General features: G+C 70.7%; 14 protein-coding genes and 1 pseudogene. 4 read left to right on the top strand and 11 right to left on the bottom strand.

The window, feature by feature from the left end; translation table 11 throughout:
• Positions 1-86 precede the first annotated feature (86 nt).
• Positions 87-1565, top strand: coding sequence for an MFS transporter (locus tag ACFYPN_RS20665; protein WP_389299940.1), 1479 nt, complete (start codon positions 87-89; stop codon positions 1563-1565).
• Between the two features lie 199 nt (positions 1566-1764).
• On the opposite strand, the gene ACFYPN_RS20660 is transcribed toward ACFYPN_RS20665, so the two are convergent.
• From ACFYPN_RS20660 to ACFYPN_RS20640, 5 genes are all read right to left on the bottom strand, one after another.
• On the bottom strand, positions 1765-3357 hold the full coding sequence (locus ACFYPN_RS20660; RefSeq protein WP_389299937.1) for an MFS transporter: 1593 nt from the start codon (positions 3355-3357) through the stop codon (positions 1765-1767).
• A 67-nt stretch (positions 3358-3424) separates the two neighbouring features.
• A complete protein-coding gene (locus ACFYPN_RS20655; protein WP_389299934.1) occupies positions 3425-3898 on the bottom strand; it encodes a MarR family winged helix-turn-helix transcriptional regulator in 474 nt (157 codons plus the stop codon).
• Between the two features lie 331 nt (positions 3899-4229).
• Complete coding sequence (locus tag ACFYPN_RS20650; protein ID WP_389299931.1) at positions 4230-4394, bottom strand: hypothetical protein; 165 nt, start codon at positions 4392-4394, stop codon at positions 4230-4232.
• Positions 4395-4588: 194 nt separating this feature from the next.
• On the bottom strand, positions 4589-5065 hold the full coding sequence (locus ACFYPN_RS20645; RefSeq protein WP_389299928.1) for a hypothetical protein: 477 nt from the start codon (positions 5063-5065) through the stop codon (positions 4589-4591).
• A gap of 301 nt (positions 5066-5366) precedes the next feature.
• Positions 5367-7658: a SpoIIE family protein phosphatase gene (locus tag ACFYPN_RS20640; RefSeq protein WP_389299925.1), complete on the bottom strand. Its 2292-nt coding sequence runs from the start codon at positions 7656-7658 to the stop codon at positions 5367-5369.
• A 690-nt stretch (positions 7659-8348) separates the two neighbouring features.
• On the opposite strand from ACFYPN_RS20640, the gene ACFYPN_RS20635 reads away from it, so the two are divergent.
• On the top strand, positions 8349-9326 hold the full coding sequence (locus ACFYPN_RS20635; RefSeq protein ID WP_358763455.1) for a terpene synthase family protein: 978 nt from the start codon (positions 8349-8351) through the stop codon (positions 9324-9326).
• A gap of 368 nt (positions 9327-9694) precedes the next feature.
• On the top strand, positions 9695-12022 hold the full coding sequence (locus ACFYPN_RS20630) for a peptidoglycan recognition protein (protein ID WP_389299922.1): 2328 nt from the start codon (positions 9695-9697) through the stop codon (positions 12020-12022).
• A gap of 313 nt (positions 12023-12335) precedes the next feature.
• On the opposite strand, the gene ACFYPN_RS20625 is transcribed toward ACFYPN_RS20630, so the two are convergent.
• Positions 12336-12887: an EF-hand domain-containing protein gene (locus ACFYPN_RS20625; RefSeq protein WP_358763459.1), complete on the bottom strand. Its 552-nt coding sequence runs from the start codon at positions 12885-12887 to the stop codon at positions 12336-12338.
• A 267-nt stretch (positions 12888-13154) separates the two neighbouring features.
• A pseudogene (locus tag ACFYPN_RS20620) lies at positions 13155-13439 on the bottom strand (formylglycine-generating enzyme family protein); the annotation flags it as partial.
• A gap of 257 nt (positions 13440-13696) precedes the next feature.
• Here ACFYPN_RS20620 and ACFYPN_RS20615 point away from each other — a divergent pair.
• Entirely contained in the window at positions 13697-15172 is a 1476-nt protein-coding gene (locus tag ACFYPN_RS20615; protein WP_389299918.1) for a carboxylesterase/lipase family protein, read from the top strand.
• Positions 15173-15290: 118 nt separating this feature from the next.
• On the opposite strand, the gene ACFYPN_RS20610 is transcribed toward ACFYPN_RS20615, so the two are convergent.
• The 4 genes from ACFYPN_RS20610 to ACFYPN_RS20595 all read right to left on the bottom strand — a co-directional run bounded on the left by ACFYPN_RS20610 (position 15291) and on the right by ACFYPN_RS20595 (position 18917).
• Complete coding sequence (locus tag ACFYPN_RS20610) at positions 15291-15506, bottom strand: EF-hand domain-containing protein (protein ID WP_358763506.1); 216 nt, start codon at positions 15504-15506, stop codon at positions 15291-15293.
• Positions 15507-15939: 433 nt separating this feature from the next.
• Entirely contained in the window at positions 15940-16467 is a 528-nt protein-coding gene (locus ACFYPN_RS20605) for an ATP-binding protein (RefSeq protein WP_389299915.1), read from the bottom strand.
• A 300-nt stretch (positions 16468-16767) separates the two neighbouring features.
• On the bottom strand, positions 16768-17535 hold the full coding sequence (locus ACFYPN_RS20600) for an enoyl-CoA hydratase-related protein (RefSeq protein ID WP_358763463.1): 768 nt from the start codon (positions 17533-17535) through the stop codon (positions 16768-16770).
• Between the two features lie 116 nt (positions 17536-17651).
• A complete protein-coding gene (locus ACFYPN_RS20595) occupies positions 17652-18917 on the bottom strand; it encodes an Ig-like domain-containing protein (protein WP_358763465.1) in 1266 nt (421 codons plus the stop codon).
• Positions 18918-18973 lie beyond the last annotated feature (56 nt).

Genomic DNA, 18973 nt, shown 5'->3' with positions numbered 1-18973 from the left:
TCGTCCTCAGGCACCCGTGAATCCTCCGGCCCTCGTGAACCTCGTGAACCTCATGAACCTCGTGAACCTCGTGAAGGAAAGACCACATGACCACGCCCGCCCCGTCGACCTCCGAGCCATCCACATCACGCTGGCTGGCGCTGGGTATTCTCTGCGTCGGCAATCTGATGATCATCCTTGACGGCTCCATCGTCACCGTTGCCCTGCCGACGATCCAGCAGGACCTCGGCTTCAGCCAGTCCGGCCTGGCCTGGGTGGTGAACTCGTATCTGATCGCTTTCGCGGGTCTCTTGCTGCTCTCCGGACGGCTGGGTGACCTGCTGGGCAGCAAGAAGGTCTTCGCCGTGGGACTGGTGGTGTTCACCGCGGCCTCCCTGGCCTGCGGGCTCGCCTCCGCGCCCTGGGCCCTGGTGGCGTTCCGCTTCGTCCAGGGCGTCGGTGGCGCCCTGGCTTCCGCCGTCGCCCTGGGCATGATCATCACGCTCTTCCAGGACGCCGGGGAACGAGCCAGGGCATTGGCGGCGTACGCCTTCGTCGCTGCCGCGGGCTCTTCGGTGGGGCTCATCCTCGGCGGTGTACTCACCCAGAGCCTCGGCTGGGAGTGGGTGTTCCTGGTCAACGTGCCGATCGGAATCGTGGCCGTCGTCCTGACACTGCGGGCGGTCCCAGGACTTCCCGGGATCGGACTCCGCGAGGGTGCCGACATCACGGGTTCCCTGCTGGTGACCGGCGGGCTGATGCTGCTCGTCTTCACGATCGTCGAGGCGAAGGACTACACCTGGAGCGACGCCCGCACGCTGGGCATGCTGGCAGCATCGCTGGTGCTGCTCGCCGCCTTTGTCGTGCGGCAGGCGCGGGCGGCCAAGCCCCTGCTGCCGCTGCACATCTTCCGCTCGCGGATCATCTCCGGAGCGAACATCATCATGCTGCTGATGGTCGCCGGGCTCTTCGGCTACCAGTTCTGCACTGCCCTGTACTTCCAGAACGTGCTGGGCTACGACGCGCTCAAGACCGGCCTCGCCTTCCTGCCGGCGCCGGTGACGATCGCCGTGGTCTCGCTCGGCCTGGCGGCACGGCTGAACCAGCGGTTCGGTGCCCGCCCCGTGCTCCTCGGCGGTCTCCTGCTCGTCGCGGCAGCCCTCGCGCTGCTGGCCCGGGTGCCCACCGACGGGCAGTACGTGGTCGACATCGTGCCGGCGTTCGTCCTGCTGGGCCTCGGCTTCGGCGCGGCCATGCCTGCTCTGATGGGGCAGGCCATGTCGGTGACCTCGCCCCGCGACGCCGGCATCGCCTCGGGCCTGGTCAACACCACCCAGCAGGTCGGCGCCTCGCTCGGCACCGCCGTACTGGCGACCGTGGCCGCCTCCCGGACGGCGTCGCTCCTCTCGGACCACGAGAGCGAGGTGGACGCGCTCACCAGTGGATTCCGGCTCGCCTACGGGCTCAGTGCCGTCTTCGTGGCCGTCTCGGTACTCGTCGCCGCGTTCGTGCTGCGCACGCCGCGCTCCGCCGAGGCGGAAGGCTCCGAGCGCGCTCCGTCCGACGCCACAGCGTCGCTGGGCTGAGCCCGGCCGGGCTCCGGCCGACCGCCGACCGCCGACCGCAGACCGCCGACAAACGGTCCACCGGAGCCCCTGGAGGACATCTTCCTCGGCCGGCAGCTGACCAGCGCCTGACGGCGGGTGATCACGAATCCGGCCGGAGGTGCGAGCCGTCCGTCCCCACGCGTGCTCGCGGCTCCGGCCGGGCCACGCCCGTCAGCTCTCAGTGAGGGACGGCCTCAGGGTTACGCCGTACACCCACGACCGCGACGACCGCGCCCAGGACACACAGCACGCCGGTGACGAGCGAGGCAGTGTGCACACCGTTCATGAACGCCTGCCCACTCCCCTCGATCACGGCGGACTTCAACTGGGCCGGCATGTCACCGGAGACGGGTGAAACACCCATCGCCACCGCGTCCTTAGCCTCCAGCAGTCCCTTGGCCACGGGCGCGGGCACCCCGGCGGTGCTCAGCTCGCCGGTCAGTGTCGAGCCGACCTTGCTGCTGATGAGGGAGATCAGTACGGAGGTGCCCAGCGCGCCACCGATCTGCAGTGCGGTGGCCTGAAGGCCACCGGCCACTCCGCCGTCCTTGACCGGCGCGTTGCCGACGATCGCGTCGGAGGAGGCGGCCATCACCATGCCGACGCCGAGCCCGAGCGCGATGAATGGCGGCCACAGGGCGGAGTAGGAGGAGTGCACGCCCCAGCCGAGCATCGCGAAGGCCGCACCGGCCTGTAGCACCATGCCGAGGGGCATGGTGAGGCGGGCACCGTACTTCTCGGTGAGCTTCGCACCGACGGGCGAGGCGACGACGGAGGCCAGGCTCAGAGGCAGGGTGCGTATACCGGCCTCGACGGGCGTGAAGCCATGGACGTTCTGCAGGTACAGCATCACGAAGAAGATCACGCCGAGCAGGGCGAAGAAGTTGATGGCAGTGATGACCGTTCCGATGGCCAGCACGGGGTTGCGGAACAGCCGCATCGGCAGCAGGGGATGACCGATTCGGGTCTCGTACCACCCGAAGGCCAGCAGGATCACGAGACCGCCGCCGATCGTGCCGAACGTGGAGCCCGAAGTCCAGCCCCACGCCTCGCCCTTGACCACACCGAAGACGAGAACCAGCATGCCCAGCGCCAGAAGTGCGACGCCGACGAGGTCGAAGCGGTGATGGCCCGTCGAGTTCTTGCTCTGCGGCAGGACGAGGGCGCTGACGATGAGCGCGATGATGCCGATGGGCGCGTTGATGAAGAAGACGGACTCCCAGCTGACGTGCTGGACGAGCAGACCGCCGACGATGGGGCCCAGTGCCGTGGACACGGACGAGACCATCGCCCAGATCCCGACCGCCATGCCGAACTTCTTCGGCGGGAAGACCGCACGCAACAGTCCGAGCGTGTTCGGCATCAACAGGGCGCCGAAGAAGCCCTGGACGGCGCGGAAGGCGATGACTCCCTCGATCGACCCCATCAGGCCGATGGCCACGGACGCGGCAGTGAATCCGGCCGCGCCGATCATGTAGAAGGTACGCCGGCCGAAGCGGTCGCCCAGCTTGCCGCCAAGGATCAGCGCGGCCGCCAGGGCGAGAAGATAGGAGTTGGTGACCCACTGGAGATCAGCGGTGGAGGCGCCCAGGTCCCGGCCGATCTCGGGATTGGCGATCGACACGACACTACCGTCGAGCCCCACCATGAACAGGCCGAAGGCGACCGCGACCAGCGTCAGCCAGGGGTTGGACCGGCGGCCGCGAGGGGCGGCGTCCGGCGGGGAGTGTGCGGGCACGGCGGAGTGATCCACGAAGGTGGACGAGGACATGGAAGTGCCTTGTTTCTCAGAGGAGTTGATGCCTGTCCGGCGCGTCAGCGGTCAGCTGCGCGCGGGATCAGTGGCCGGCAGGGTGAATGTGCCCCGTCAGTGCGTCGAGGGCTCCGAGGGCGGAGCCGATGGCACCGAGGTCGCCGTCGGTGAGGACGCTCAGCGCGGCGACGACGTAGCCGTCCATGAGCGCTTGGACCTCTTCGACCCGGCGCGTCGCCTCGCGCGTCAGATGCAGATGCGCGACCCGCTTGTCGGCGGAGTCCTGCCTGCGCTCGAGCAGGCCCTCCGCGATCAGCCGGGAGACCATCGCACTCAGATTGTTGGGCCTGACGAGCAGCGCCTCGGCAGCCTCGCGCACGGTGATCCCGTCGCGTTCACCGACGAGCCGCAGCAGCGCGAGTTGCCCCTCGGGCGGCTTGGGGTGTGCGAAGTCCTGGGCGAGGCGTCGCTCGAGGGCCCGATTCAGCGCGGGCAGGACGGCCGTGATCGCGGAGGCGACACGGCTGAGGTCCTGAGCGGACGCGCTGACGGCAGTCATACGGACAATATAAGTATCGAACTACAGCTATGTCAACATACCCATTACGCGGGAGGTCGCCTCCCTCGTCACTCCTTCGGCCGGTGCGTCGCTCGGGACCGCAGAAGGGGCTGGTCGGCGCGAGGTCACGCGGTCAGGAAGCGGGCGATGTCGTGGACCTCGGCGTCGAGGGCCTCCCTGGCCGGGGCCTCGGCACCGGTGTCGTCCGGAGCGTCGTCGAAGAGTTCCGAGCTCGTCCCGGGTGTGGGGCCCGTCCGCGAGAGCCTCGGTGATCACCCGCTCCCTTAGGGCCAGCTCGGCCTGCCCGAGCCCCAGTTCACGGTAGCGGCGCTCACCCGCGGGGCGGGGCGGGGACCAGGTGGATCGTGCCCCGCATGAACCAGCTCCGCACCACAGTGGGCTCGGCACCGAACGCCAGGTGCACGTCCGCCAGGGTCAGCCCCGAGCCGCGCACCCTGACCCCGGGCGTCGCCGCCCGCAGGTCCTGGGCCCGCACGGCCAGGCATCGTTCCAGAACCTCGGGCACGGATGTGGCGCGCCGACCGCCCCCCACCCCCTGCGCCCACGCGCGGAGCAGTCTTGCCTCGGACGGACCGAGTTCCCGCACGTTCCTCCCCCACTCCGTGACTGCCGACAAATCTCCGAATGCTGAGGACCGCCCCGTAAACGATCTTCGAGGTCGGCGGCGTGCTACCCCATGACCGCGCGGGCCGCGTCCAGAAACGCCAGCCGGTTCTCCTCCAAGTAGTCGCGCACGCTCTCGCCGTCGGGTAAGCCCTCCCACACCGTCCGGTTGAGGTCGAGGAAGTACGCGCGTGCCGCGTCGTGCACGGGCAGGGGGAACTGGATGCGGATGAGCCGCTCCGCGACCCACAGCCTGTTCATGACGTCCCGGGTCGTGAGGAACCAGGCATCGGTGTCCCCCCACTCGGAAGGGCGACTGAAGGCGGACCGTTCCGCCTCGGCCTCCACCTCGATGAACCGCTCCAGCAGCGCCAGCCGTTCCCCGCGCCGGGTCTCCGACAAGGCGATCTGCTGCCGTTGGTGTTCAGCGCGCTCCGCCGAGAGTTGAGTCCTGTGCTGGACGAGGTAGGACAACGAGCCGCCGAGGACAACGCCGCCCAGCGATATGAGGGACACCCAGACCTGACCTGACATGGCGGTCATCGTGCCATGCGGGCGATCTTTGAGACGATCTCGCCAACGAGGTCAGGCCAACCGCCTCGGAGATGAGATTGCGGCCCTCCTCGCACCCGTTCACGTAGAGCTTGCTGAGCTTGCCGTCGTTGACGACGGCGACGTGCCACCACTCCTGCTGCCGGAGCAGGTGGCTCCACGCGGTGGTCGCGCCGTCCGTGTTCAGCGGGAAGGCGTTCCACTGGATCTCGGGCCACCGGGGCAGGGGGTGTCGCCCCGGCGACCGGCTGCCCAGCACCCCGACGCCTCCGTGACCTGCGACGGAGCCTCCCTACAGCTCCACCTCGGCCCAGATGATCTTGGCGTCGTGGGTGTAGCGGGTACCCCAGCGGGAGGCGAGCTGGGACATGATGAACAGGCCCCGGCCGCCCTCGTCGCCGACCCGGGCGTGCCGCAGATGGGGAGCGACGAGGCTGGCGTCGCGGACCTCGCACGTGAGGCTGTGGGTGCGCACCAGGCGCAGCGACAGCGGCGGGGTGCCGTAGCGCACGGCGTTGGTGACGAGCTCGCTGACGATGAGTTCGACCGCGTAGAGCGCGTCCTTGGCGACCTTCCACTCGGCCAGGTGCGCACGGGTCGCGTTCCGCGCCTTCGCCGGGGCGCCCGCGTCGCTGTCGAGTTCGATGGTGACGACCTGGGCGGGACTGACCTCGGCGGGGCGGGCGAGGAGCAGTACCGCGCCGTCCGGGTGGGCGACGGGTGGGTAGTTGTACATGATCGCGTCGCCGATCTCCCGCAGGTCACGGTCGGGCGGCGCGAGGACCTCGTCCACGGGGCGGAGTCCCGGGCGGTCGCGCAGGTTGCTGCCGCCGCTGTGCAGGACGAGGAGGCTGCCCGGTTCGAGGGGGATCTCGGCGGTGGCGAAGGGGGCCTTCTCGGTCGCGGAGAGCGGTGGCCCCTCGGGCAGGTCGAACGGTTGCGGGGTGCCGTCGGGACGGACGATGTGGGGAACCGGCTGCCCGGCCCGGGCCACCGTCCAGAGCCGGGTGAACGGGTCGTACTCCCCGTAGAGGCAGGTCGCCGTGAGGGGCCGGTGGCGCAGCGCGTCGCCGACGGGGAGGGCCGCCCGCTCCTCGGCGAGCTGTACGGCGATGTCGTTGAGGCGGGCGAGGACTTCCTCGGGCGAGAGATCGAGGGCGGCGAGGGTGCGGACGGCGGTGCGCAGTTGGCCCATGGTCGTCGCGGTCTGGACACCCTGGCCGTCGACCCGGCCGACGACGAGGGCGGTCCGCGCGCCGGAGAGGGAGATGGTGTCGAACCAGCTGCCGCTGTTCCGTCCGGGCAGGTAGACGTGGGCGGTGTCGACGGCGATCGGGGACGCCGGGCCGGACGGCAGCAGTCTGCGCTGGACGGTGGAGGCGACCGTGTGGTCGCGTTCGTAGCGCCGCGCGTTGTCGACGCTCAGCGCGGTGTGCGCGGCGAGCGTCACCCCGAAGGCGAGGTCGCCCTCGTCGTACGGTTCGCTCCCGGCGCACCGGTAGAAGCTGACCACGCCGAGCGCGGTACCGCGCAGCGCCAAGGGCGCCACGATCATCGAGTGCGACCCGGACTCCTCGATCGACTTGGCCCGGTCGGGGTCGGTCTCGTACCACGGCAGACCGGGGGTGAGCCGCACCAGGCGGGGGCGGAGGTCGCCGAGCGAGAGGGAGTACGGGGTCGGGTGCGGCATCTCCCGTACGTCGCCGACCGGGTGGGCGGCCCCGCCCTTGCCGAGGGGGCCCCGGAACGCGATGCGGCGCAGCGGGGTGCCGCGGGCGGGCGGGCCGGCGGGGGCGTCGGCGCCGCGCAGCACGTCGTCGACGATCTCCACGACCGCGATGTCGGCGAAGCCGGGGACGAGCGCCATGACGAGTTCCTCGCAGGTGACGGCGAGGTCGAGGGACTGGCCCACGCGCTCGCGCACGGCGTCCAGTGCCGCGGCACGGGCGGCGTTGCGCTCCTGGGCGGTGATGTCGGCGGCCATCACCAGCAGCGCCGCGGCACCGGAGTCGGCGGCGCCCGGGAGCACCCCGATGTCCGCGCTGCCGTCCGCCCCGGTGTCCGCGCCGGCGTCCGCGCCGGTGTCTGCGCCGCTGTCCGGGTCCGCGGCCAGCGGGTGGAACGCGACGGCGAAGGTGCGGTGGGTGCCGGCCGGGTCGGTGCGGTACGCCCGGGCGACACGGACGGGCCCGGCGTCTCCCACCTCGGGGTACGCCGGGCGGGCGGGCTCCGACGACGGCCGGGCGGGGCCCGACGGCCGGGGAGGCTGGGCCGCCGGAGTCCCGGGGGCCGCCGGGACACCTGCCTCCGGGACGCCCGCCTCCGGAACGCCCGCTCCCAGGGCGCCCGCTTCCAGGGCGCGCGCGGCGGCTGCGGGGTCCGCCAGCCGGAACACGTCGGTGAGCAGCCGGCCGACCACCTGCTCCGGCGCCTCGCCGAAGGTCAGCGCACCGGCCCGGACGATGCGCAGATCCCGGTCGACCACGTAGGTGCGGATGACGGGGGCGGTCACCAGGGCGTGCAGCAGAGCGGGGGGTGCCGGGTCGCCCGCGGGGACCACCGGCGGCAGGTCGTCGTCCGGCACCGCTCCACCACCGCCCTTCGAACACGACTTCGCCTCACCCCACCTTGGGATGCCCGGCGGGCTCGCGCCATCGGGAGGCGTACGGACGGAGGAAGGGCCGGGAAGAGCGGCGGGCGGGTGCTGGACGGGCTGCTGACGGGCGCCGGAGGGCCGCATTCCCAAGGCTTCCGGCCGTGGAACGTCGAATTCCGGGGAACGGCTTGGAGTTGTCCGGACATCGGATACAAGGCGCGCGACAAGCCGCCCGGCCAGGTACGGAGAAGCCCGCACACGGAAGCCGAGATGCCATGGAGTGGACGATGACGGTCAACAACTGCTCATAAAGCCACCAGCGTTCGGCGGCACCATACAATTTCGGTCACAGGCGACTTCCGTCAGCTGCCCGCCCGGGGTTGACTGGGCGTCACGCATGGTGACGTGGCGGTGGGGAAGTCCGGTTCCGCCCGCCCTCCGAATACACCCGTTCGGCGGTATGGGCCGACAACGAAGGAGAGGGAGGAACATCGCCACCCCAACAACCCGCAGGGTGATGCCTTGGCCAAAGAAGACGGGAGCCGGTACGCCCGGTTCCATCGATTCCTCACGACTTAGCACTCCGTGTGCACCAGGACTGCTCTCCGAACCCACCCTCCATCCACACCGTCTTGACGAGGGGTACCAATGAGCCACATCGCGTTACCGGCGTTTCATATGCCGTTCGCCAGTGCCGGATGCAATCCGGGTCTGGAGATGACCAAGGAGGCCGCCTGGAAATGGGCGGACTTCCATGGCGTGGAACTCTCACCGGTGGCCCGGAAGAAAATGATCAGAACTCGACCGGAGTTGTGGATCTCCCTCATCTTCCCGTCCGCTTCCCAGCAACATCTCGACCTCTTCTGTCAATGGCTCTTCTGGGCCTTCCTGGTGGACGACGAATTCGACGACGGACCCGCCGGGCGTGATCCCCGGATGTGCGGGACCGCCATCACCCGCCTCGTGGAGGTGCTCGACGGGGCCGTACCGCACTCGGCGATGGAAGTGACCCTGGAGGAACTGCGGAACCGCACCTACCGCGAGCGCTCGACGGCATGGGTACGGCAGTTCCGCAGGGACACCGTGGCCTGGCTCTGGACGTACTACGCCGAAGCGGTCGAGCGCGCCGCCGGGAAGGTGCCGACCCGGGCCGAGTTCACGAAGCACCGGCGGGACTCCGTGGCGATGCAGCCCTTCCTCGATCTCCACGAGATCACGGCCGGCATCGACCTCACGGACGCGGCCCGGAGCCTTCCCGCGTACATCGCGCTCCGGGACGCGGTGACCGATCACTCGGGTCTCTGCAACGACATCTGCTCCTTCGAGAAGGAGGCGGCGATGGGCTACGAACACAACACCGTCCGCCTCATCCAGCGCGACCGCGGCTGCACCCTCCAGGAAGCGGTCGACGAGGCCGCCATCCAGCTCGCCCGGATAGCGGAACGGGTCCGGCGCGCGGAGAGGGACCTGGTCGAGGAGATGGACGCGGCCGAAATGGTGGGCGCGGAACGTGTTGCCCTCGAACGGTGCGTGCGGGACTACCGCGGCCTCGTACGGGGCGACTTCGACTACCACGCGCGGGCCGAGCGCTACACCAGGCCGGACCTGATGGAGCCCGAGGAACGGAGCGAGCTCTCCCACTTCTTCGCGGCGTGACCGGCCCCGCCCGGCCCCCGCACCGGACCCCGGGTGCGGACCGGGGGTCCTGAGGAGAGACCCTCCCGAGGGCCTGCCGGGCGTACGGACCACCACGGCGTGCGGCTTCCGGACTTTCGGCGGCGGAACCCCGGAAGCCGCATCCCGCGACCACCACCCCGAGCAACCCGATCTCATGACCTACACATGATCGAATGTTCACCTGATCGAGTGAATTCTCGTGCGAGACTGACCCCTCCGGCGCCATAGGGTCGGCCGGTTCCTGAGGGTTGTCCCGCACTGCGGAGACCGCGCACCGAACACGCCCGGGAAGAACCCCGACCGATGGATCGCCGCTCTCTCTCATCATCGTCCTCGGGGAATCAAACGTGAGATCGAAGCGAAGAGTATGGGCCACGGCTGCCGTCGCCACGGCGGCGGTGGCAGGTGTCCTGGTGTTCCAGGGGGTCACCGGCAGCGGCGACATCGGCGGGGGCGTCGACGCCAGGTCCGCCCCGGCCCGGGTCGATGTGCACGAGAACGAGCTCAAGGTGTCGGCGGACGGGACCACCGCCGACTACGAGCAGAAGGACACCAAACCCTTCAGCCTGCTGGGCGTCACCTGGACGGACCCGGCGGCCAAGGTCTCCGGCACCGTCGAGGCGCGGACCCGCTCGGCGACGACCGGCGAGTGGACGGGCTGGCTGCCGCTGGCGACCGACGTGGACGGGCGCACCGAGACCGGACGGGCGGGCGTGCGGGGCACCACCGAGCCGCGCTGGGTAGGGGCGTCCAACGGCGTGGAGGTCCGGGTGACCTCCGGGAGCACCTCCTCGGCCGGTCTGCCCGCCGGCCTCCGGCTGGACACCGTCGACCCCGGACATACGGGCCTCGACGCGGAAACAGCCGCGTACGCGCAGGACGTGACCGAGGGATCCACCGAGGACGGCGAGACCGGGGAGCCCACTCCGGCGGACACCACGCCGACGCCGGAGACTCCCGCGCCCACGCCGACCGACGACACCTCGGAGACCGGCGGACTGCCCGGTACGGCCACCGACGAGCCGACGCCGGAGCCGACCCCGACGACGGCGGCGCCCACCACCGGCGCGCCGAGCGTGTCGGCGAGCCCGACCACTCCGGCGCCGACCCCGACGACGGCCTCTCCCTCGCCGACCGTCACCCCGGGGCCGGTCTCCACGATGCCGAAGCCGCCGATCGTCAGCCGGGCCGGCTGGGGCGCGGACGAGAAGCTCAACGGCGAGGCGCCGGAGTACACGACGTCCGTCAAGGCCGTGTTCGTGCACCACACCGCGCAGACGAACGACTACGACTGCGCGGACTCTCCCGCCATCATGCGGAGCCTGCACGCCTTCCACGTCCAGTCGAACGGCTGGAAGGACCTGGGTTACAACTTCATCGTCGACAAGTGCGGGACGATCTTCGAGGGCCGCAAGGGCGGTGTGGACCAGCCGGTGTTCGGCGCCCACACCTACGGCTTCAACCGTGAGACGGCCGGTGTCGCGGTCATCGGCAGTTACACCGACAGCAAGGCCTCGACCGCCGCGACCACGGCGGTGGCCCGGATCGCCTCGTGGAAGCTCGGCCAGTACCAGGGCAACCCCGCGGGTACGACGACGCTGACGGCCGGCGCGACGCAGCAGAGCGGCACCGGCATCTCGTACACCGCCGGGAAGACCTACACGTTCAACCAGATATCCGGTCACCGCGACGGCTTCAACACCGAGTGCCCCGGCACCGCGCTCTACGGGCAGTTGGGGGCGATCCGTTCGGCGGCGGCGGGTCCGGTGACCGGTCTGGCCATCTCCTCGGTCACCGGGAGCAGTGCGTCGGGCACGACGACGTACACGCAGTCGAGCGTGAAGGTCGCCTGGAAGGCGACGACCCCGACCGCGCTGATCGCCAAGAACGAGCTGCTGGTGGACGGCAAGGTCGTCGCCACGACGAGCGGCACCGCCACCTCAGCCCCGGCGCCGCTCGCCGTCGGCACCCACTCGGTGCAGGTCCGCGCGACGCACCAGTCGGGCAAGACCGCCCTCTCGGCCGCCGCGACCGTGGTCGCCGAGAAGACGGCGCCCACCTTCACCACGAAGCCCTCGGTCGCGCTCGGTACCGGCACGGTCAGCACCACGGCCGTTCCCGTCACACTGAAATGGAAGGCCGCGGACCAGATCGCGCTCAAGGAGGTCCGGCTCACCGCTCCGGTGGCGAAGACCTTCGCGGCGACCGCGACCAGTGCGGCGCTGACCGCGAAGCCGGCCGTGGCGACGACCTGGAAGATGACGGCGTACGACCGCGCGGGCAACACCGCGGCGGCGTCCGTGACCGGCACCCCGGTGATCCTCCAGGAGACCTCCACCACCCGGACGGGCACCTGGACCACGAAGTCCTCGTCGAGCTACCTCGGCGGGAAGTCGTACTCCAGCAGCGCCAAGAACGCGACCATGACGTGGACGTTCACCGGCCGTTCGGCCGCGCTCGTCGTCTCGCGCGCCTCGACCTCGGGGCAGGTGTACGTCTACGTGGACGGCAAGAAGACGGCCACGGTGGACCTGAAGTCCACCACCACCAAGTACCGCGACGCGATCTGGACGACCGCCTGGTCGAGCGCCGCGAAGCACACGGTGAAGCTGGTCGTGGTCGGCACGAGCGGCCGTCCCGCCATCACCACGGACGGGCTGGTCTACCTCAAGTAGGGCTCTTACGGGACCACTTGTGACAGCGCGCCCCGGCCGGTCGACCACCGGCCGGGGCGCGCTGTCGTGCGCGCGGCTGTTACGGCTCGTGCGGCTGTTACGGCTCGCGCGGCTGCTACGGCTCGTGCGGCTGTTACTGAACTGTCGCAGCGAAGGTTGCGCGTTCTCACCGAAGGTTGAGTGGCCGTCCCATGTGCGGCGCGACGTTTCGGAGTCGGTCGTGCGCACGACGACGGCCGCCCGCTGGAGAGGATCGCAGGGGGCGGCCGACGGGAGGCCGCGCGAAGTCGGCAGCGAGTCCGCGGCGGGTGGGTCAGACGTGGCCGAAGAAGATGCTGCCAGGAGCGTCAGGGTCGTTCGTCAGGAAGTGCTCGCGGATCACGCGGATGAACTCGTAGCGGTTGAGCGCGCCGTCCCCGTCGGTGTCGATCTTGGTGAACAGGTCCATCGTCGCCGGTGAGTTGTCCTTCCAGACGTCCCGCATCAGGCGGGCGAACTCGTCCTTGGTGATCTCGTCGTCGCCGTCGACATCGACGATGTCGAAGATCGCGTGGCCACCGCCTTCGGTCACATTCAGGCGGCTGGTGTCGACGGTCGCGAGGCGGTTGGCGAGGACGAACTGGTCCTTGGTGAGCCGGTCCCCGTCCACGCCCGCGTGGCGCAACAACTCCAGCCAGTAGATCTGGCAGAAGGTCTGCAGCGCCCTGGCCCGGCGGTCGTCCTTGGACAAGCCGTACCCCTGGATGTAGCGGTCGGCGAGCCTCTGGTAGTCCGACCAGTCGAGGTAGCTGTCCTTGTCTGCATCCATCTGGTCGAAGGTGCGCTCGAGCTTGATGGTGATGATGTCCTGCGCCGCGGCGGCCATCGGTCTCCCTTTTGATCACGTCTGTTGACCTGTCCAGGATCGGTCGCGGCCTTTCGCCGGGGGGCGGTATGCACGGGTCATCACCCGATCCAGTGATCATCCGCAGTTCGGCACATGCACCTGCTCCGGCTCGCGGGCCGCGCCGAGCAGGAGGCGGTGAAGGTCGATCACTCGGCCTTCGTCGAGAAGGAGGCCCATCGAACAGCTTTCGCTGAGAGAGCTCAACCTTCGATGAGAATCACTCAACCCTTCACTGGCACAGGTCAGTTACCGCTCCGCCGGCCCCCGGGCGCACCGGAAGCCGCCGTGGCCGGTGGAGGAGTCGGGAGTGTTGTGGGAGGGGGCGACGACCCGGTAGCGGTTGCAGTAGGAGGCGTGGCAGAGGTACGAGCCGCCCCGGATGACGCGTTCGCCCGCGCCGAAGGCGTCGGCGCACCACTCCCGGACGTTGCCCGAGGTGTTGTGGAGGCCGTGACCGTTGGGCGGGTAGGCGGTGACGGGTACGGTGCCGGGGCCGCCGGGCCGGTCGGAGCGGTGCGGAAAGTGCGGAAGCTCCGGTGGTGACGTGCCGCCGTGCGGGGGCCGGCGGGCGGGGCGGGCGGCGGGCGACACCCGCGTGCCAGGATCGCGGGGGCTCCTGCGGGCACCGTCGGCGGGTCCCGGGTACGCCTGCGGGCGGCCACCCCCTCGTGACGGCCCGGCCTCCGCGTGCGGCGGCTCCGCCGCCCGGTCGCCCCGGTGGCTCTTCGGGCTGCCTCCGGCGGGGAAGTACCCCATTCTGGAGGGCACCCGCGAAAGGGCCGGCACACATGCGCGAGAGACATCCGGACGACCGCCCGACCGTCACCACCCTCCACGGAGCCGTGCGCGGAGCCCGGGAGAACGGGGTGGTGGTCTTCCGGGGCGTTCCGTACGCGGCGGCCCCCGTGGGAGCCCGGAGGTTCCGGCCGCCGGAACCCCCTGAGCGGTGGCCGGGGGTGCGGGAGGTCGTCGCCTTTGGGCCGACCGCGCCCAAGCGCCCGTACGACCCGCCCCTGGACGCACTGCTGCCGGACCCGGAGGTGCCCGGTGACGCGTGCCTCAACCTCAACGTCTGGACGCCCGGACCGGAGTGGACCGGGCTGCCGGTCCTCGTCTGGGTGCACGGCGGCTCGCTGCTCCACGGGTCCTCCGCCGTCCCGGTCTACGACGGGACGGCGTTCGCCCGGGACGGGGTGGTGCTGGTCTCCGTCAACTACCGCCTGGGGATCGAAGGGTTCGGCGTCTTTCCGGACGCCCCCGCCAATCTCGGGCTGCTCGACCAGCTGGCGGCCCTGGAGTGGGTACGGGAGAACATCGCGGCGTTCGGGGGCGATCCCGGGCTCGTGACGGTGGCGGGCGAGTCGGCGGGGGCGGTGAGCATCGCCGCGCTCCTCGCCGCACCGAGGGCGTCGGGGCTGTTCCGGCGCGCGGTGCTGCAGAGCGGCGCACCGGAAGCGCCGGCACCCGAGGTGGGACGCCGTACGACGGAACTCCTCGCCCGGCGCCTGGGTGTGGCGGCGACGGCCGCCGCGCTGGCGGCCGTGGAACCGTCCGCGCTGCTGGCCGCGCAGAGCGAGGTGACCCGCGGCGGGAATCCGCTGACCGGCCGCGACGCGTTCCACATCGTGGTCGACGGCGATCTGCTCCCCCGCGATCCCGCCGTGGCGCTGCGCGAGGGCGCGGCGGGCGGGGTGGACCTGCTGATGGGGACGAACACCGAGGAGTACCGCCTCTGGTTCGTGCCCAGCGGGCTCACCGAGAGCGTCGGCCGGGTCCGACTGCGGCTGGCGCTGCTGAAGTTCGGAGTGCCGGGCGCCACGGCACGGCTGTACCGGGCCCGCCGCCCGGATGCCACGCCCGGCGAGCTGCTGGGCGCGCTCGCGACGGATCTGCTGCTGCGGGTGCCCCTGAACCTCCTCGCGGACGCGCGGGCGGGCGGTCCCGGCCGCACGTACCTCTACGAATTCGGCTGGCCCTCCCCGGTGCGGCGGCTCGGCGCCTGCCACGCCCTGGAGATCGGCTTCGTCTTCGACACCCTGGCCCACCCGGACGCGGTGGCGCTGGCCGGCCCGCACGCCCCGCAGGCCCTGGCGGACGCGATGCACTCGGCGTGGGTACGGTTCGCCGCCACCGGCGATCCGGGATGGGCCGCCTGGGACCCGCGGCGGCCCGTGATGGCGTTCGGTCCGGGCGCGCCCGCCGTGGTGGAGGCGCCCCGGGACGACGAACTGCGCGGCTGGCCCCCGTACCGCGCGACGGGCTGAGCCCCCGTCGGGACCCCCGTACCGCGCGACGGGCCGGGGACCCCCTCCGCCGGACCAGGCCCCCGGCCCCGCGGGGCCGGGGCACGCCCTGCCCGGCACAGGCCCTGTGCCGCCCGGCTCAGACCTTGTTCTGCGAGGCCCAGAACTCGTCGAAGGTGAGGAGACCGTCGCCGTTCGCGTCGTGTGAGTTGATGATCGCCTGGGCGACCGTCTCGGTGACGAACGGGTCGCCCAGCTGGGCCATGGCGCTCTTGTACTCGGCGGCCGTGATGAGACCGTCGCCGTTCTGGTCGAAATGATCGAACGCCTTGCGTGCCGACTCGATGTCCGCCACTTTTCCGCCCCTATCGATTGTCCGATTGACGGTGGTCAGATTAACGGGCTGATGCCTCCTCTCCTGCGGCGGCCGGTGGAGAGCTGGACGACCGGCCCGGACCGGCGAGCGGGAGTGACCTGCGCCACCCCTCCCAAATCTGCGATTCATCCAGCGAACCCCATATTCATTCACTGAATGCCAGGAGCTATGCCAATTAAACCTACGATTCACATACCAAAAGAGAGCATTTGCCCTTAATGCCCGAATCGCACCTTTGGCTTCTTGGGGCTGATGTGCCATAGTCGTTTTCACGACCTCCTCCGACCCGAGCCAGGTCTTGCACGCGGCCGTGGATCACCCCCCAGTCCACGGCCCCCCACAGAAGCCCCCAGGTCGCCGCACCACGGCACACGGGGGCTTCTGCGTGCGCGGGGACGGTCCGGGCGCGGCGCTAGCGGTCCGAGCGGTCGGCGATCCGCATCTCGAACCAGGTGATCTTGCCGCGCGGCAGCAGGTCGACGCCCCACCGGTCGGAGAGCTTGTCGACGAGGAAGAGGCCCCGCCCGCTCACATCCATCTCGCGCACCGGCATCAGACACGGCAGGCCGCGCGAGGGGTCGCGCACCCCGATCCGGATCATGCCCCGGCGGCGCTCCATGCGCAGACCGAAGTACTGCGCGCCGGTGTGCCGTACGGCGTTGCCGACGAGTTCGGAGACGAGCAGGACGGCGTACTCGGCGAGCTGCGGGGAGAGCTTCCACTGCCACAGCACCACGGCCGACGCGAGCCTGCGGGCCGTCGCCGCGGACTCCGGGCGGGAGGGCAGCCGCATCCCGCCCTCGTCGGTCGGGTTGCCGTACAAGTCCAGTACATGGATTGCCTGTTCGTCGTCCGACACCGATACCCGCCGCGCCGCGGTCGCACTGCCGTGCACGCGCGGCTGTTCCCCACCCTCCAGGCCCGCCATGCCCCCCATCATGGCCGGAGCGGGGCCGGCCCGGAGCCGTTCCGGGGGAATCCCACCCCCGGAATGGCTGGATCCGGTAGGGGGATCGGCATATGCCATTGGCATAAAAATGATGAGAAAAACCCCGCTGACCTGCGGCGGAACACCGGCGTCCCGGAGAGCCGCCGTCGGCCGATGCGCCGGTCGGCAGCAGCCGTGCGGCCCCGAACGGCAGCGGCGATGCCGCCCGCACGGATGAACGCGCACCGGCCGACGCGCGGGCTCACGAGCCGGCCGGACCCGCACGCGGCACCCGGGCCCGGCCGGCCCCGTTCAGCGGAAGGTGGCCTTCCCCGGCCCGTCCTCCATGAAGCTGCGCATGCCTGTCTCGCGGTCCTCCGTGGCGAACAGCCCCGCGAAGAGCGTCCGTTCGATGGTGAGACCGGTGTCGAGATCCGTCTCCAGACCCGCGTCCACCGCCTCCTTCGCCGCCCGCAGCGCCAGCGCCGGCCCCTTCGCCAGGGCCGAGGCCCAGGCGTACGCCTGCTCGTACACCTCGGCCGCCGGAACCACCCGGTCGACCAGACCGATGGCCAGGGCCTCGTCCGCCCGCACGTGCCGGCCGGTGAAGATCAGGTCCTTGGCCCGCGAGGGGCCGACGAGCCGGGCGAGGCGCTGCGTGCCGCCCGCCCCCGGAATCACCCCGAGCAGGATCTCCGGCTGGCCGAACTTCGCGTTCGCACCGGCGACCCGGAAGTCGGCGCAGAGCGCCAACTCGCAGCCCCCTCCGAGGGCGTAGCCGGTGACGGCGGCGACCACCGGCTTGGGGATGCGGGCCACGGCGGTGAAGGAGTCCTGGAGGGCCCGGGAGCGCACGACCATCGCCGCGTGGTCCATGTCCCGCATCTCCTTGATGTCCGCTCCGGCCGCGAACACCTTCTTTCCGCCGTGAATCACCACGGCGCGCACGTCGTCGCGCCGAGCAGCCTCCTCCGCCAGCTCCCGCAGCCGGTCCTGGGTGGCCACGTCCAACGCGTTCATCGGCGGCCGGTCCAGCCGGATCGTGCCGACGCCGTCCTGTACTTCGAGGGTTACGGTCATGGGGGCAGGCTAGTGCCGCGATTCCTGGCAGGTGCGCGACGACGGGAAACGGCGACGGGCCCGGTGCCGTCGTTCTCGGCACCGGACCCGTCGCCCGTGTCACACGCCCGGTGTGGTCACTTGATCCACTCGGACCAGTCCATGTTCCAGCCGTTGAGGCCGTTGTCCGGGGCGATGACCTTGTCCTTGGAGTTCTTCACCACGACGACGTCTCCGATGATCGACTGGTCGAAGAACCAGCCGGCCGGGGTCTTGCCGTCGTATCCGCCGCGCACGTCCCGCAGTCCGACGCAGCCGTGGCTGGTGTTGGTGGTGCCGAAGATGCTGGAGGCGCCCCAGTAGTTGCCGTGGACGAAGGTGCCCGAGGTGGAGAGCCGCATCGCGTGCGGCACGTCCTTGATGTCGTACTCTCCGCCGAAGCCGACCGTGTCACCGTTCATCCGGGTCACCCGGAGCTTCTCGCTGATGACCATCTGACCGTTGTACGTGGTGGTGGCCGGGGCACCCGCCGAGATCGGGATGTCCTTGAGCGTCTTGCCGTCGCGGACGACGACCATCCGGTGGGTGGAGGCGTCGACCGTGGAGACCTGGCTGCGGCCGATGGTGAAGCTGAAGGTCTTGGCCTGCTTGCCGTAGACGCCCGGCCGCCCCTCCACGCCGTCGAGGTTGAGCTCCACCGTCACCTTGGTGCCGGCGGCCCAGTACTTGTCGGGGCGGAAGTCGAGGCGGTCGTTGCCGAACCAGTGGCCCTCGATCGGGACGCTGGGTTCCGCCTTGACCGTGATGGCCTTCTCGACGGCGGCGGGGTCGGTGATGCCCCGGGTGAAGTTGATGGAGACCGGCATGCCGACGCCGACGGTCGAACCGTCCTCCGGGGTGTACTGCCCGATGAAGGTGTTCTGCGGGACCAGCGTGGTGAAGGTGGTGTCCTTGGCGGACTGCCGGCCCTTCGCGTCCTCGGCGATGGCGTGCACCGCGTACTTGGTGGACGCGGCGAGGTGGCGTTCCGGCGTCCAGCTGGTGGCGTCGGCGGAGAGCGTGCCCGGTACCTCGGCGCCCTGGGCGTCGGCGACCTTGACCGTGGTCAGCTTGCCCTTGGCGGCGGATATCTTCAGCACTCCGTCGGTCTCCACGGAGTCGGCACCGTCCGCCGGCGCGACGGTCACGACCGCCTCGGAGGCGGTCGTGTCCTCCTCTACCTGCTTGCTGCCGCCGCCCTTGGCACCGGCCCCGTTGCCCGCACCGCTCCCGCCGGAACCGCCGCAGGCCGTCACCAGCAGGAGCAGTGCGCCCAGCAGCAGCGCGAGGATTCCGGGGCCCCGGCGCCCGCGCGTTCCCCCGCCGGTCCCGGCCGCACGTCCCCGTATCGGCTTCCCGCTCATCGTGGTTGTCTCCCCTCGCACGGCCTGGCCCGACCGGACCCCGCACACCCCCGCGC

The sequence above is a fragment of the Streptomyces sp. NPDC005576 genome (genome assembly GCF_042871745.1).
Lineage (GTDB): Bacteria > Actinomycetota > Actinomycetes > Streptomycetales > Streptomycetaceae > Streptomyces.
The sequence above is the reverse complement of the archived record's forward strand: the minus strand, read 5'-3'. Positions and strand labels throughout refer to the sequence as shown.

Excerpts from the sequence above, each read along its gene's own strand:
- ACFYPN_RS20635 (WP_358763455.1), top strand. The coding sequence starts at position 8,349 with ATGCCGTTCGCCAGTGCCGGATGCAATCCGGGTCTGGAGATGACCAAG.
- ACFYPN_RS20600 (WP_358763463.1), bottom strand. The coding sequence starts at position 17,535 with ATGACCGTAACCCTCGAAGTACAGGACGGCGTCGGCACGATCCGGCTG.
- ACFYPN_RS20605 (WP_389299915.1), bottom strand. The coding sequence starts at position 16,467 with ATGATGGGGGGCATGGCGGGCCTGGAGGGTGGGGAACAGCCGCGCGTG.
- ACFYPN_RS20645 (WP_389299928.1), bottom strand. The coding sequence starts at position 5,065 with ATGACCGCCATGTCAGGTCAGGTCTGGGTGTCCCTCATATCGCTGGGC.
- ACFYPN_RS20655 (WP_389299934.1), bottom strand. The coding sequence starts at position 3,898 with ATGACTGCCGTCAGCGCGTCCGCTCAGGACCTCAGCCGTGTCGCCTCC.
- ACFYPN_RS20625 (WP_358763459.1), bottom strand. The coding sequence starts at position 12,887 with ATGGCCGCCGCGGCGCAGGACATCATCACCATCAAGCTCGAGCGCACC.
- ACFYPN_RS20660 (WP_389299937.1), bottom strand. The coding sequence starts at position 3,357 with ATGTCCTCGTCCACCTTCGTGGATCACTCCGCCGTGCCCGCACACTCC.
- ACFYPN_RS20615 (WP_389299918.1), top strand. The coding sequence starts at position 13,697 with ATGCGCGAGAGACATCCGGACGACCGCCCGACCGTCACCACCCTCCAC.
- ACFYPN_RS20665 (WP_389299940.1), top strand. The coding sequence starts at position 87 with ATGACCACGCCCGCCCCGTCGACCTCCGAGCCATCCACATCACGCTGG.
- ACFYPN_RS20595 (WP_358763465.1), bottom strand. The coding sequence starts at position 18,917 with ATGAGCGGGAAGCCGATACGGGGACGTGCGGCCGGGACCGGCGGGGGA.